This is a genomic window from Thalassomonas sp. RHCl1, from assembly GCF_947387555.1.
In the GTDB taxonomy this organism is placed as follows: Bacteria; Pseudomonadota; Gammaproteobacteria; order Enterobacterales; family Alteromonadaceae; genus Thalassomonas.
Genome location: NZ_CANDNZ010000017.1, coordinates 123,413 through 137,652 on the forward strand (window position 1 = coordinate 123,413; position 14,240 = coordinate 137,652).

Below are 14,240 nucleotides of genomic sequence, written 5' to 3' on the forward strand. Positions count from 1 at the left end.
TCTGCTCCTTACGCTACGAAACCGATGATTTCGCCACCAAGACCCGCATTGCGAGCGGCGCGATCAGTCATCAGACCTTTTGAAGTAGAAACAATGGCAATACCCATACCGGCTAATACCTGTGGTAACTCATCACGACCTTTGTATACACGAAGACCTGGACGAGAAACACGTTTGATTGTTTCAATTACTTCTTTACCTTCAAAATACTTCAGAGTTACTGAAAGTTCAGGCTTTGCTTCACCTGATACTGCAAACTCAGAAATATAACCTTCTTCTTTAAGCAAGTTAGCAATTGCTACTTTTAGCTTAGAAGATGGCATTGTTACTGCAGTCTTAGCTGCAGATTGACCGTTGCGGATGCGTGTAAACATGTCCGCGATAGGATCAGTCATCATAACCATTTACTCCCGTGAATTACCAACTAGCTTTCTTAAGACCTGGAACTTCACCACGCATAGTTGCTTCACGCAACTTGATCCGGCTTAAGCCGAACTTACGTAAGTAACCATGTGGACGACCAGTAACGTTACAACGATTACGTTGACGGCTGCTGCTCGAGTCACGAGGAAGACTTTGAAGTTTCAGTACTGCATCCCAACGCTCTTCTTCAGAAGAATCTACACTTGAGATGATCTTTTTCAATGCACGACGCTTTTCGCCGTACTGTGCTACTAGCTTGGCGCGTTTTGCTTCACGGGCCTTCATAGATGATTTAGCCATAACTCTACACCTTATTTCTTAAACGGGAAGTTAAAGGCAGTCAGCAAAGCACGACCTTCCTCATCAGATTGCGCAGTAGTTGTGATAGTGATATCCAACCCGCGAATCTTATCGATTTTATCGTAATCGATTTCAGGAAATATGATTTGCTCACGCACGCCCATGCTGTAATTACCACGGCCATCGAACGATTTAGGGTTCAAGCCACGGAAATCACGGATACGAGGAACTGAAATAGAGATTAAACGCTCTAAGAATTCCCACATGCGCTCGCCGCGTAGAGTTACTTTTGCTCCAATAGGATAGCCTTCACGGATCTTAAAGCCGGCAACAGATTTGCGAGCTTTAGTAACCATAGGCTTTTGACCTGAGATTGCAGTAAGATCATTTGTGGCGTGCTCAAGTACTTTTTTATCAGTAATAGCTTCGCCAACACCCATGTTCAGGGTGATCTTTTCAATCCGAGGGACTTGCATGACACTTTTGTATTCGAACTTCTTCTGAAGGTCGCTTACAACTGTATCTTTATAAAAATCATGCAGTTTCGCCATCGTTTACTCCAATTAAATTAATTCGTTGTTAGACTTGAAGAAACGAACTTTTTTGCCGTCTTCAACTCTAAATCCAACACGATCCGCTTTTCCTGTAGCAGGATTAACGATCGCAACGTTGGAAACATGAAGGGATGCTTCTTTCTCAACAATGCCACCAGGCTGCTGTAACTGAGGTACAGGTTTCTGATGCTTCTTGATTAAGTTGATGCCTTCAACGAATACTTTGCCTTCTTCAACAAGAACTTTAGTGACTTTACCAGTCTTGCCCTTGTCTTTACCAGCAAGTACGATTACTTCATCATCACGACGAATTTTAGATGCCATTATCGTGACCCCTTATAGTACTTCAGGTGCTAATGACACAATTTTCATGAACTTTTCGTTACGTAGTTCACGTGTCACTGGACCGAATATACGAGTACCAATTGGTTGTAAGCTTGCATTAAGCATTACAGCCGCATTGCCGTCAAAACGGATAGTTGAACCATCCGGACGACGAACGCCCTTTTTAGTGCGCACCACTACCGCAGTAAGAACATCACCTTTTTTAACTTTACCGCGAGGAATTGCTTCCTTAACGGCTACTTTGATGATGTCCCCTATGCGTGCATAGCGACGGTGCGAGCCACCAAGGACCTTAATACATTGCACGCGTCGAGCGCCGCTATTATCAGCAACGTCTAGCTGTGATTGCATTTGGATCATGTTATGTGCTCCGCTGTTATTAAATTCAAGGCCAGAAATTTGACCCGTCACTGCCTTTTAAAGCCACCCATTTTTGGTGGGCGCGAGATTATAACACCAGTTTCAAAAAAGTGGTACTTTATTTAGCTAAAAAATAACCAGTGATTGAAAAACAGCTGGCAAACATAACTTTTTCGCTTATTTTTCAGCCTACCCGGTTATTCTTGGGGCGGGTTGTTTTATTTCAAGACATTATTAGCAAAACTTCTTTTGCCTGCGGATAAAGCAACCAAGCAAAGCAGATGCAAATAAGAAAACCGATGCCGGCTCAGGAACTTCACTGGTAACGGCAGAAGCAACATCGCCATCACGTACCGCCCAGGCACGGCCGCCGGTAAGGGTTTGGCTTAGGCCAACCTGACGACCAACTCGAGTATCAAATACCCAGGCATTACCCGCTTTTGCCTCATATTCTTCATCATACCAATATTGAGCACTATAAAAGCTGTCGATATCAATTCTGTTACCCAAACTTTGAGTGTTAACTTCATAGAAGTTATAATCCACCCATCTGCTATTCCAGGTGTTATTGCTGTTGATTCGGGACTCCAACCCTAAGTTGGCATAAAACATATATGCCAGTTCATGCATTTCACTGGTACTGTTATAGCCAACATCCGTACTGCCATCGAGCGTCTGATAATAATCAAAGCCATCTATTGCATCTAATGGCTGTACCGATGGCAAACGCCAGTCATCATATTCACCAATGGAAAGCTGTGCCACCCAAGTTTTTGCATCGGCCCAGTTACGGAAGGTCTCATCGTTACCATCCCAATCTGTTGTTTCCATAAAGTTGGCGTTTTTTAACCAGGTAATATCCAGCACATCATCATAATAAGCGTCGACATTCGGCCCTCCGTCAACCACTATGGTGCGCTCCAGCAAAGCGGCATGTGCCTGGTTAACGACGGTGAATAAGGCGCATAGGACCAGGCTTTTCAGGATATTGTTTTTTTTATATAGATTTAAACGATTCATCATATTGGTTACAACTCCATTACTTTTATGATATTTGATGTCATTAAGTTGACATCCGGAGCGACAGCAATTTCCATTCCGTAACAGCAATAATGAACCGTAAAGGCAGGCAGTGACATGAAAGTCATGCTAAAACTGGGGAAGCAGGTATTTGATAGGGTTAAAATGTGGAGCAAGCCAGGACAGGCAATAACCCCAGCTTTTGCTTATCCTGAGTCCGCCGGATAAATACTTCCCTGTATAAAAAACGGCCCCTTATTTTCATAAGGGGCCGTTTCAGTATCTAACGTTACGTTAAAAAATCAATTAAGCTTTTTCAACTACGTCAACCAAAGTCCAGTTTTTAGACTTAGACAGTGGACGACATTCACGAATAGTTACTACGTCACCTGCTTTACACTGGTTAGTTTCATCATGGGCTTTCAACTTAGTTGAACGGATCATGAACTTACCGTAAATTGGGTGTTTAACACGTCGCTCAATCAGCACAGTGATAGACTTATCCATTTTATCACTGATCACGCGACCTTGTACTGTACGAAATTTAGCTTCGCTCATTACGCGCCCGCCTTCTCAGTTATGATAGTCTTCACGCGCGCAATATTGCGGCGTACTTGTCTTAGCAAATGAGTTTGAGCTAACTGACCAGTACTTGCTTGCATGCGGTAGTTAAACTGCTCACGCAAAAGTTCCAGTAATTCAGCATTAAGCTCTTCAATGCTCTTTTCTTTAAGTTCGCTAGCTTTCATTACATCACCGTTCTAGTTACGAAAGTAGTTTTGAATGGTAGCTTGGCGGCTGCTAATGCAAACGCTTCACGAGCTAACTCTTCAGAAACACCTTCCATTTCATAAAGAACACGACCTGGTAGGATTTGACAAACCCAATATTCCACGCCACCTTTACCTTTACCCATACGAACCTCAAGAGGTTTCTTGGTAATTGGCTTATCAGGGAAAACACGGATCCAGATCTTACCTTGACGCTTAACGTGACGCGTCATGGCACGACGAGCAGCCTCAATCTGACGAGCAGTCATACGACCACGCTCAACAGATTTCAAACCGAAAGTACCGAAGCTAACTGAGCTACCAGTCTGTGCAAGACCACGGTTACGCAGTTTCATTTGCTTACGGAATTTAGTACGTTTTGGTTGTAACATTACTTAGTCCCCTACTTACTGCTCTTGCGGCTGTTCTTTCTTTTAGGTTTCTGAGCCGGCTCTGCCTGAGTTGGCATACCACCGATCACTTCACCTTTAAAGATCCAAACTTTAACACCGATAATACCATAAGTAGTATTGGCTTCAGCTGTTGCATAGTCGATGTCAGCACGTAAAGTGTGCAGTGGAACACGACCTTCACGGTACCATTCAGCACGGGCAATTTCTGCACCGCCTAAACGACCGCTAACCTGAACTTTAATACCTTTGGCACCTAAACGCATGGCGTTTTGTACCGCACGCTTCATGGCGCGACGGAACATAACACGACGTTCTAACTGGCTAGTAATGCTTTCGGCAACAAGCTGCGCATCCATTTCTGGCTTACGTACTTCAGCGATGTTGATTTGAGCAGGAACACCAGCAATTTTAGATACTTTTAAACGTAACTTTTCTACGTCTTCGCCTTTCTTACCGATAACAACACCCGGACGAGCCGTGTGGATTGTAACGCGGATAGACTTAGCCGGACGCTCGATTACGATTTTTGACAATGATGCACGCTTAAGTTTTTCTGTCAAATATTCACGTACCAGGTGGTCACCGTGTAAATTGTCAGCAAAATCTTTGCTACTTGCAAACCAAGTAGACGCGAAAGGTTTAGTGATACCTAAGCGAATACCATTTGGATGGACTTTTTGACCCATTCTAATATCTCCTAGCTATCAGATACAACCACAGTAATGTGGCTAGTACGCTTAAGGATACGATCCGCGCGACCTTTCGCACGAGGCTTGATACGCTTCATTGTAGGACCATCGTCAACCATGATGGTTTTAACGTATAGTTCATCAATGTCTGCACCTTCGTTATGCTCTGCATTGGCAATAGCTGAGTTAAGCACTTTCTTAACTAAAACAGCAGCTGATTTGTTGCTGAAAGTTAATACTTCTAAGGCTTTCTCTACGTTCATGCCGCGGATTTGATCCACAACTAAACGCGCTTTCTGTGCAGAACCGCGGGCAAATTTATGTTTAGCGATTGCTTCCATTTAATTTCCCCTTACTTCTTCTTCGCTTTCTTATCGGCAGCGTGGCCACGATAAGTACGAGTTGGTGCAAATTCTCCTAATTTGTGACCGATCATTTCATCAGTTACAAATACAGGTACGTGTTGACGGCCATTATGGACAGCGATGGTCAATCCAATCATGTTTGGAATGATCATTGAACGACGGGACCAAGTTTTAATTGGCTTTTTATTCCCGCTTTCCACCGCTTTCTCTACCTTCGTCAACAAGTGTAGGTCAATAAATGGACCTTTCTTGAGAGAACGTGGCATGGTGAATCCTCTTAATATCTAATAAATGTACTATTTAGTACGACGACGTACGATGAACTTATCGGTACGCTTGTTCTTACGAGTCTTGTAACCCTTAGTTGGTACACCCCAAGGTGATACCGGGTGACGACCGCCTGAAGTTTTACCTTCACCACCACCGTGTGGGTGATCAACCGGGTTCATGGCAACACCACGAACGGTTGGGCGAACACCGCGCCAGCGTGAAGCACCAGCTTTACCCAGAGAGCGAAGCATGTGTTCAGCATTGCCGATTTCACCTAAAGTGGCACGACAATCGGCTTCAACCTTACGCATTTCGCCAGAGCGAAGACGTAAAGTAACGTAAGCACCGTCTTTCGCTACTAACTGAGCGTAAGTACCGGCGGCACGGGCGATTTGAGCACCTTTGCCAGGCTTAAGTTCGATTGCGTGAACAACACTACCTAATGGTGTGTTGCGAAGCGGCATAGTGTTACCAGCTTTGATAGGTGCATCAACACCAGACTGGATAGTGTCACCAGCTTTTAAGCCTTTAGGGGCTAAGATGTAGCGACGCTCACCGTCTGCGTACAGTACCAGTGCAATGTTAGCACTACGGTTTGGATCATATTCCAAACGCTCTACTTTAGCAGGGATACCATCTTTAGTACGTTTAAAGTCGATCAGACGATAGTGTTGCTTGTGACCACCACCAACGTGACGAACAGTAATACGACCGGTATTGTTACGACCGCCAGACTTGCTCTTAGTGTCAAGCAATGGGGCGTAAGGCTTACCTTTGTGCAACTCAGAGTTAACCACTTTAACAACGTGGCGACGACCCGGAGAAGTAGGTTTACATTTTACAATAGCCATTTTTGTAAACTCTCCTATTACTCTGCAGCGCCGACGAAGTCGATGTCGCTACCTTCAGCAAGAGTAACGTAGGCTTTTTTCCAGTCGCTACGACGACCGAAACGAGCACCAGTACGTTTCACTTTACCTTTAACATTTAGTGTGCGAACACCTTCAACAGAAACTTCGAAAAGCTTCTCAACTGCAGCTTTGATTTCAGCTTTAGTAGCAGTAGTGGCAACTTTGAAAACAACCGTGTTGTTTGCTTCAGCAGCCATAGTGCTTTTCTCAGAAATGTTCGGTGCCAGAAGCACTTTTAACAAACGTTCTTCGTTTATCATGCTAACATCTCCTCAATTTGCTTCACTGCACCAGCAGTGATCAAAACTTTTTCGAAACCAACTAAGCTTACAGGGTCGATACCCGCTACGTCGCGAACGTCAACTTTGTATAAGTTACGGGCTGACAAGAACAGGTTCTCATCAACTTCTGGAGTAACGATTAATACGTCTTTAAGCTCCAGGCCGTTTAACTTAGCAACTAATTCTTTAGTCTTAGGCGTTTCAACCGCGAAATCATTTACCACTACTAAACGTTCTTGACGAACTAATTCAGAAAGGATGCTTTGGATGGCACCACGGTACATTTTACGGTTTACTTTTTGGCTGTGATCCTGAGGTTTAGCAGCGAATGTTACGCCACCAGCACGCCAGATTGGACCACGAGTTGTACCGGCACGAGCGCGACCAGTACCTTTTTGACGCCATGGCTTTTTACCGCCACCGCTTACTTCAGAACGATTCTTCTGAGCACGAGTACCTTGACGGGCACCAGCTGCGTAAGCAACTACTACCTGGTGTACTAAAGCTTCGTTGAATTCACGTCCAAAGGTTGCTTCGGAAACTTCAAGAGCGCCTGAAGCGTCTTTTAATGCTAATTCCATCACAGATCTCCTAGGCTTTAACAGCTGGCTTGATGATTACGTTGCCGTTGATAGCACCCGGAACTGCACCTTTGATAAGGAGCAAGTTACGTTCTGCATCGACACGAACCAATTCAAGGTTTTGCGTAGTAACTTTCGCAGCACCCATGTGACCAGACATTTTTTTGCCTTTGAAAACTCGACCTGGTGTTTGACACTGGCCAATTGAACCGTTAGAACGGTGTGAAATCGAGTTACCGTGCGTAGCATCTTGCATGCTAAAGTTCCAACGCTTAATACCGCCCTGGAAACCTTTACCTTTTGAAGTGCCGGTTACGTCTACTAATTTAGTATCGTTAAATAACTCAACAGTGATCTCACTGCCTAACTCAATGCCTTCACCTTCGTTTTCGTTTAAGCGGAATTCCCACAGGCCACGACCTGCTTCGATACCAGCTTTGGCGAAATGACCGGCTGTTGGCTTGTTAGTACGGTTAGCTTTTTTGCTACCGGTAGTTACTTGAAGCGCTGAGTAACCATCGTTGTCTACAGTTTTAACCTGAGCAACACGGTTGGCTTCAACTTCTAGGACAGTTACAGGAGTAGAAACGCCATCTTCAGTGAAGATACGAGTCATACCAACCTTACGTCCGACTAGACCTATAGTCATGTCAAAAACCCCCTATTAACCCAAGCTGATTTGAACGTCAACACCAGCTGCAAGATCTAAACGCATTAACGCGTCTACAGTCTTTTCAGTTGGCTCTACGATATCAATCATGCGTTTGTGAGTACGGATTTCGTACTGATCACGTGCATCTTTGTTAACGTGTGGAGAAATCAGAACTGTGAAACGTTCCTTGCGAGTAGGAAGTGGAATAGGACCACGAACCTGGGCGCCAGTACGCTTAGCAGTGTCAACGATTTCTGCTGTAGATTGATCAATCAAACGATGATCGAACGCTTTCAAACGAATGCGAATTCTTTGATTTGACATGTAATCAAATCCCCAATTTAAAGAACGAACAAAATACAACCCATCACCTTTTTATTGAAAAGGGGGGTGTATCGCTTATTTACCATTCAACTCCCTATCGGAGTTGCTGTAGGCCTCAAGCCCTAAGACTTTCAGCTAAAATGACACCAGATCACTGTCTGATGTGGAGGCGTATTATACAGATGTGGAAATAATATGCAACTATCAATTTAATGTGACGCCCACAGCATCAGCGGCCGGGAAGCACTAAGGTAAGTGAGCCCCTTTCATGAACTTATCCCAGTAAAGTTTGCCTGCTATATATAGGCAGCAGGAGATAAGCTTTCCGACTATCCATTTGTCATTAACCCTACATTATAATGGGGCAAGTTCTACCTTATATAAGAGCGGAGCAAATCCTACCTTTATTATACCTATATATAGCTGACTAAAATTGTCCCCTGCCCGTTGAATAATTTCACTGGCTTTATTACAAGATGAAATCTAAGCCGGCAGCTCCTTTAAAGGGCTAAATTTCAACCATTTTCATTAAATATGTTCACGGCCTGTGAATAAATTCTAACGAAACTGAGCAATTAAATATGATTTCTTATGTTTGTTTGCCTTAAGTAATGGTATACTCGCGCGCAAATTTTCAACAATTCATTTTTTAATAGAGTATAGAGATGGCAGATTTATCCAAATACAGAAATATTGGTATCTTCGCTCACGTTGATGCGGGTAAGACCACAACAACTGAACGTATCCTAAAACTAACCGGTAAAATTCATAAGACCGGTGAAGTACATGACGGTGCAGCAACAACTGACTTCATGGAACAGGAAGCTGAGCGTGGTATTACTATCCAGTCAGCAGCGACAACCTGTTTCTGGAACGATCACCGTATGAACATCATCGATACTCCGGGTCACGTTGACTTCACTGTTGAAGTTTACCGTTCACTTAAAGTACTTGATGGTGGTGTTGGTGTTTTCTGTGGTAGTGGTGGTGTTGAGCCTCAGTCAGAAACTAACTGGCGTTACGCTAACGAATCAGAAGTTGCCCGTTTGATCTTCGTAAACAAACTGGACCGTTTAGGTGCTAACTTCTACCGCGTTGTTGACCAGGTTAAAAACGTATTAGGCGCTAACCCTCTTGTTATGACTTTACCTATCGGTGAAGAAGATGACTTCGTTGGTGTTGTTGACGTATTAAGCCAAAAAGCCTACATCTGGGATGACACAGGTCTGCCAGAAAACTACGAAGTTACCGATATCCCGGCTGACTTAGTAGAAAAAGCTGCCGAATACCGTGAAGAGCTGATCGAAACTGCTTTAGAAGCTGACGATGACTTATTAGAAGCTTACATGGAAGGTGAAGAGCCTAGCCTTGAGCAAATCAAAGAATGTATCCGTATCGGTACCCGTGACCTGACATTCTTCCCGACTTTCTGTGGTTCAGCGTTCAAAAACAAAGGTATCCAGTTAGTACTTGACGCCGTTGTTGACTACTTACCGTCTCCAACTGAAGTTGACGCTCAGCCGTTAACTGACGAAGCTGGTGAGCCTACCGGTGAAGTTGCAACTGTATCAGTTGATGAGCCTTTACGTGCATTAGCATTTAAAATCATGGATGACCGTTTCGGCGCCCTTACCTTCATCCGTATCTACTCAGGTGTATTGAACCGCGGTGATACAATTTTGAACTCTTTCACTGGTAAGACAGAGCGTATCGGCCGTATGGTTGAGATGCACGCCGACGACCGTACTGAGCTTGACAGAGCACAAGCCGGTGACATCATCGCTGTTGTTGGTATGAAGAACGTTCAAACCGGTCACACTTTATGTGACGTTAAGAACCCTTGTACCCTAGAGCCAATGATCTTCCCGACTCCGGTAATCTCAATCGCTGTTGCCCCTAAAGATAAAGGTGGTTCAGAGAAGATGGGTATCGCTATCGGTAAGATGGTTGCTGAAGATCCTTCTTTCCAGGTTGAAACTGACGAAGATTCAGGTGAAACCATCCTTAAAGGTATGGGTGAACTTCACTTAGATATCAAAGTAGATATCCTTAAGCGTACATACGGCGTTGACTTAAACGTTGGTAAGCCTCAGGTAGCCTACCGTGAAACTATCACGCAGCCTATCGAAGATTCTTACACCCATAAGAAACAGTCTGGTGGTTCAGGTCAGTTCGGTAAGATCGACTACCGCATCAAGCCAGGCGAGCCGGGTACAGGTTTCGTATTCAAATCTACCGTTGTTGGTGGTAACGTTCCTAAAGAATTCTTCCCAGCTGTTGAGAAAGGCTTCAAGGGTATGATGGACGAAGGTGTTCTTGCCGGCTTCCCAGTACTTGACGTTGAAGTTGAATTATACGACGGTGGTTTCCACGCAGTCGATTCATCTGCTGTTGCTTTCGAAATCGCTGCTAAAGGCGCTTTCCGTCAGTCAATTCCAAAAGCAGGTCCTCAGCTGATCGAACCTATCATGAAGGTTGACGTATTCACTCCGGAAGATCACGTTGGTGATGTTATCGGTGACTTAAACCGTCGTCGCGGCATGATCAAAGACCAGGAAGCTGGTGTTACCGGTGTTCGCATCAAGGGTGACGTACCTCTGTCTGAAATGTTCGGTTACATCGGATCACTTCGTACAATGACTTCTGGTCGTGGTCAGTTCTCTATGGAATTCAGCCACTACATGCCATGTCCGCAAAACGTTGCTGAAGCGGTAATCGCTGAAGTTAAAGCGGCTAAAGAAGCTAAAAAATAATCGCCCTTAGCTTAACGGCTAATATGCGATGAAGAAAAAGGATGCTCCGGCATCCTTTTTTAATACCCAAAGAAAAGTTAACCACCACCCAGCATTATTTCCCGACGGGTATTTTCCCGCCAGACATGCTTAAGCGGCTACCCTTCCCTGGGCGCAGCAGTCTGCGGTTAACAGCTAAAGTTTACCCGCTATTGTCCGCGACCGGTTCCTGAGACGGGCGGCAGTTGAACCGGGGTAATGGTCAGCTGTCCCTGGTTAACCGTGACGACTACTTTTCCTCCTATCGGGAAACCGGCCTGACGCAGCCACTTTCCCTGCAGGAAAATGCAGGGCTGCAGGTTAACGGGGGTGTAGTGAAACCCCGGCCCCTTTTTCTGACGGCGGGGGCGCAAATGGTTTCCAAAATAGTGAGTTTCCGGGTGAGCGGATATTTTGCTTTTGCCGAGCCGGGCTCTGGCGTATGATGATAATCAGCCATGACGGACTCCTTTTAAGTTCGTTGTGGTTAGCAGCCCCTGGGTGAGTCACCACTCAGGGGTTGCGCCTGGGACTTCTAACAAGCGATACCACACTTGTTGTATCGGTTAACAAGGGGCGAGGATATGTCTGCTGTCTTGTTAACCAATGTCATTAAGCAAAGACCAATAAGCGGCTTATAGCAATAATAAGCGGGCTTGTTTTTATAACGGCTTTTAACCTATGCGGACTATAGAGTTTACGGCTGAAATTAACCGCCTATGTTACTTTGCTTATTAGCCGTTAAAGCTCCCTCAAGGACATTTTTCCCCATTCACCATCAGCAAAGCAGACCTTAGGGAATTAATGCACTTTTATTGCCCTTGTTTGCCTTAGAAAGCGGATACAGACACAAGCGACTAAGCATGAGCCGGTAGAGCAAAACAGCAAGTGAAAAAGGCTACCACCAAGGCAACAACAGAAATAAATGAAAACTACCGGCCAAGCCGTTGTTTAAACACAGCCTGAATAAAGTCCATAAAGGCTTTTACCTTAGAGATGTTGAGTCTGTGTTTAGGATAGAGGGCATAAACATCAACATCCGGCATACCCCAGTCCGGCATCAGCTGTAATAACTTGCCATCCGCCAGTTCCTGCTGGCACATATAGTCGGGAATGATCGCCACTCCCAGCCCTTCCATTGCCATTTGTTTCAACATCAAAAAATCATCGACCAGCATTTTAGCCGTCACCTTGAACTCCTGTTGTTCTTCCCCGGATGCCAACAAGAACCGCCCGTTATTCTGGACATTGGTCATTAATAAGAAGTCTTTCTGTTTTAATTGCTCGATCTCCTTCACTTCACCATGTCGCCTGGCATAATCCGGACTGGCATATATTTTTCGGCTCACCTTGCCCAGACGCTTGGCAATCAGGCGTGAATCTTCCAGTTCGCCAATACGGATAACCAGGTCAAAACCTTCATCTATCAGATCAACACGGCGATTTAATAAATTCAACTGTAAGTTAATCGCCGGATGTTGACGCATAAACTGCCCCAGTACCGGCTTTAAGATTTCATGGCCCATGCCTACCGAAGCACAAATACGCAGCTGCCCTTTCACCTCATTTAATTGTTGGCTGATGCCGGCTTCGGCCAGCTCTACTTCCTGATGAATACGGCGGCAATGGGCGAGGTAGTCTTTGCCCGCCTCGGTAATATGTTGTGAGCGGGTCGTACGCTCTAATAATATGACCCCGAGTTGCTGCTCTAAACGGGAAACCTTTCGGCTCAGATTCGCCTTGGGCATATTTAACCGTTCTGCCGCCAGGGTAAAACTGCCTGCGTCAATAACAGCAATAAACAGCATCATATCATTCAGATCTGTTGTCTTTGCCATGAGAACCTGCTTTTATTGTTAAAAATGAGACAATGAGTTTAATTTATCGATATTTATCAAACAATACCAATTCCCTAAGATAGCTTCATCAACAAAACAAACAAGCAAGCGGAGCTAATCATGAACATAATATCAAGAGATACATTACCATTAGGCGGTTTTGCAGGAATTCGGGAGCATCGCCTGGTAACCGATAGCCGCATTTTCGGCGCGCGTAAGAAGCCGGAAGCCTCTGAAGGCTTAGGCAGCATGGTGTATCTTGCCGATGCAAAATATAACCCTAAGGGCGAGTCTGGCATGCACCCCCACAGTGAAATTGATGTGATCTCTGTGATCATCGAAGGACGGGTCAGTCATGAAGGTTCAATGGAACACGGTAAAGACCTTGTTGCCGGAGATGTTCAGGTACAGCGTGCCGGTGGTGAAGGGTTTGATCATAACGAAATAAACCCGGACGACAGCAAAAATAGGATGCTGCAAGTATGGGCTTTGCCGGAAACAAAAGGGCAGCCTGCCTCTTATAGATTTTATACACCTAAACGGGATGGGGTGACCCGAATTTATGGTGGAGATAAAATCCAAACTGAAACCTTTGACAGCCATACTATGATCGACATAATCCACTTAAAGGCTGGCAATAGTATGGCGTTGGCTGACGAACAACTATCTTACGTCATAACCGGACAAGCCGCATTTTACGAACCAAAAGACAGCAATGACAACTCCGTACACCAAGCCCAGGAAGGCGACCTGATCCGCAGTATGGATGCCAAGGTAACTGCCACCCATGATTTACATATGCTGGTGGTTAGTCAACAGGCCTAAGACCGTGTCAGCAAGATAGAAAAATTAATTTAGGAGAGAGAAGATGAAGAGTCATTCGCAGGGAAATAAACATATTATGGCGTTAATCACCTTTTTAGCTTTAGTGCCCTTAGTTTACTTTATTCCCGATTTTGTCGGACAGTTCCTGCCTGCAATCAAGTGGCTCAATGTTATGGTAGCGGTTGGCATCATAGTGCCTATTATGTCTTATATAGTCATGCCGATAGCAAGCAAGCTTCTCTCCCGTTAACGCTAGAGTACCTTCTATGTTGCAGATACAAAAAAGGCCGCTTTCGCGACCTTTTTCTGATTTAGATGTTACTCTAAAGTATCGATATTAGTCGATGCCTTCCTTTAGGTAAGAGCGATACAACACCAGCACCGACTATATATCAGGCACAAAAAAGGCCGCTTACGCGACCTTTTTCATGGTTTAGATGTTATCTAAATTATCGATATTAGTCGATGATCTTAGATACAACACCAGCACCTACAGTACGACCACCTTCACGGATAGCGAAGCGTAAACCTTCGTCCATCGCTACTGG

General features: G+C 44.8%; 23 protein-coding genes. 3 read left to right on the forward strand and 20 right to left on the reverse strand.

Annotated features, from left to right (window positions below):
• Positions 1-8: 8 nt before the first annotated feature.
• From rpsH to rpsJ, 17 genes are all read right to left on the reverse strand, one after another.
• Positions 9-404, reverse strand: a complete 396-nt coding sequence (gene rpsH / locus QL234_RS28380; protein ID WP_281561121.1) for a 30S ribosomal protein S8 — start codon at positions 402-404, stop codon at positions 9-11.
• A 13-nt stretch (positions 405-417) separates the two neighbouring features.
• Positions 418-723, reverse strand: a complete 306-nt coding sequence (gene rpsN / locus QL234_RS28385; RefSeq protein ID WP_044833202.1) for a 30S ribosomal protein S14 — start codon at positions 721-723, stop codon at positions 418-420.
• Positions 724-734: 11 nt separating this feature from the next.
• The gene (gene rplE / locus QL234_RS28390; protein ID WP_044833201.1) at positions 735-1,274 is read right to left on the reverse strand and encodes a 50S ribosomal protein L5; all 540 of its coding nucleotides are present in this window, start codon (positions 1,272-1,274) and stop codon (positions 735-737) included.
• A 12-nt stretch (positions 1,275-1,286) separates the two neighbouring features.
• Entirely contained in the window at positions 1,287-1,601 is a 315-nt protein-coding gene (rplX, locus tag QL234_RS28395) for a 50S ribosomal protein L24 (protein ID WP_044833200.1), read from the reverse strand.
• A 12-nt stretch (positions 1,602-1,613) separates the two neighbouring features.
• Entirely contained in the window at positions 1,614-1,982 is a 369-nt protein-coding gene (gene rplN, locus QL234_RS28400; protein ID WP_044833199.1) for a 50S ribosomal protein L14, read from the reverse strand.
• Positions 1,983-2,216: 234 nt separating this feature from the next.
• Positions 2,217-3,005 (reverse strand): PEP-CTERM sorting domain-containing protein, encoded by a 789-nt coding sequence (locus QL234_RS28405; protein WP_281561122.1) that lies wholly within the window; start codon positions 3,003-3,005, stop codon positions 2,217-2,219.
• A gap of 303 nt (positions 3,006-3,308) precedes the next feature.
• On the reverse strand, positions 3,309-3,560 hold the full coding sequence (gene rpsQ, locus QL234_RS28410; RefSeq protein WP_281561123.1) for a 30S ribosomal protein S17: 252 nt from the start codon (positions 3,558-3,560) through the stop codon (positions 3,309-3,311).
• Entirely contained in the window at positions 3,560-3,751 is a 192-nt protein-coding gene (rpmC, locus tag QL234_RS28415) for a 50S ribosomal protein L29 (protein WP_044833196.1), read from the reverse strand. Before rpmC ends, rpsQ begins: the two co-directional genes overlap by 1 nt.
• Entirely contained in the window at positions 3,751-4,164 is a 414-nt protein-coding gene (gene rplP / locus QL234_RS28420) for a 50S ribosomal protein L16 (protein WP_044833195.1), read from the reverse strand. The genes rpmC and rplP overlap by 1 nt, the downstream gene beginning before the upstream one ends.
• A gap of 11 nt (positions 4,165-4,175) precedes the next feature.
• A complete protein-coding gene (rpsC, locus tag QL234_RS28425) occupies positions 4,176-4,871 on the reverse strand; it encodes a 30S ribosomal protein S3 (protein ID WP_044833194.1) in 696 nt (231 codons plus the stop codon).
• Positions 4,872-4,882: 11 nt separating this feature from the next.
• Positions 4,883-5,215: a 50S ribosomal protein L22 gene (gene rplV, locus QL234_RS28430; RefSeq protein WP_044833193.1), complete on the reverse strand. Its 333-nt coding sequence runs from the start codon at positions 5,213-5,215 to the stop codon at positions 4,883-4,885.
• Positions 5,216-5,226: 11 nt separating this feature from the next.
• Positions 5,227-5,505, reverse strand: a complete 279-nt coding sequence (gene rpsS / locus QL234_RS28435; RefSeq protein WP_044833192.1) for a 30S ribosomal protein S19 — start codon at positions 5,503-5,505, stop codon at positions 5,227-5,229.
• Between the two features lie 30 nt (positions 5,506-5,535).
• On the reverse strand, positions 5,536-6,360 hold the full coding sequence (gene rplB / locus QL234_RS28440; RefSeq protein WP_281561124.1) for a 50S ribosomal protein L2: 825 nt from the start codon (positions 6,358-6,360) through the stop codon (positions 5,536-5,538).
• Between the two features lie 17 nt (positions 6,361-6,377).
• On the reverse strand, positions 6,378-6,680 hold the full coding sequence (rplW, locus tag QL234_RS28445; RefSeq protein WP_044833190.1) for a 50S ribosomal protein L23: 303 nt from the start codon (positions 6,678-6,680) through the stop codon (positions 6,378-6,380).
• Entirely contained in the window at positions 6,677-7,282 is a 606-nt protein-coding gene (gene rplD / locus QL234_RS28450) for a 50S ribosomal protein L4 (RefSeq protein WP_281561125.1), read from the reverse strand. Before rplD ends, rplW begins: the two co-directional genes overlap by 4 nt.
• Positions 7,283-7,292: 10 nt before the next feature.
• Positions 7,293-7,931 carry a 50S ribosomal protein L3 gene (gene rplC, locus QL234_RS28455; protein ID WP_044833188.1) on the reverse strand — a complete coding sequence of 213 codons (639 nt, stop codon included), beginning with the start codon at positions 7,929-7,931 and terminating at the stop codon, positions 7,293-7,295.
• Positions 7,932-7,946: 15 nt separating this feature from the next.
• Positions 7,947-8,258 carry a 30S ribosomal protein S10 gene (gene rpsJ, locus QL234_RS28460; RefSeq protein ID WP_044833274.1) on the reverse strand — a complete coding sequence of 104 codons (312 nt, stop codon included), beginning with the start codon at positions 8,256-8,258 and terminating at the stop codon, positions 7,947-7,949.
• 665 nt (positions 8,259-8,923) lie between these two features.
• On the opposite strand from rpsJ, the gene fusA reads away from it, so the two are divergent.
• On the forward strand, positions 8,924-11,011 hold the full coding sequence (gene fusA / locus QL234_RS28465; protein WP_281561126.1) for an elongation factor G: 2,088 nt from the start codon (positions 8,924-8,926) through the stop codon (positions 11,009-11,011).
• Between the two features lie 188 nt (positions 11,012-11,199).
• Here the strand turns inward: fusA and QL234_RS28470 are convergent, their stop codons facing one another.
• A complete protein-coding gene (locus QL234_RS28470) occupies positions 11,200-11,403 on the reverse strand; it encodes a SymE family type I addiction module toxin (protein WP_281561127.1) in 204 nt (67 codons plus the stop codon).
• 558 nt (positions 11,404-11,961) lie between these two features.
• Positions 11,962-12,867: a LysR family transcriptional regulator gene (locus QL234_RS28475; RefSeq protein ID WP_281561128.1), complete on the reverse strand. Its 906-nt coding sequence runs from the start codon at positions 12,865-12,867 to the stop codon at positions 11,962-11,964.
• 120 nt (positions 12,868-12,987) lie between these two features.
• On the opposite strand from QL234_RS28475, the gene QL234_RS28480 reads away from it, so the two are divergent.
• Positions 12,988-13,692, forward strand: a complete 705-nt coding sequence (locus tag QL234_RS28480; protein ID WP_281561129.1) for a pirin family protein — start codon at positions 12,988-12,990, stop codon at positions 13,690-13,692.
• A 43-nt stretch (positions 13,693-13,735) separates the two neighbouring features.
• Complete coding sequence (locus tag QL234_RS28485) at positions 13,736-13,942, forward strand: hypothetical protein (RefSeq protein WP_281561130.1); 207 nt, start codon at positions 13,736-13,738, stop codon at positions 13,940-13,942.
• Positions 13,943-14,150: 208 nt separating this feature from the next.
• Here QL234_RS28485 and QL234_RS28490 read toward each other — a convergent pair.
• Positions 14,151-14,240 (reverse strand): hypothetical protein (locus QL234_RS28490; protein WP_281561131.1); only part of this gene is annotated, 90 nt, incomplete at its 5' end.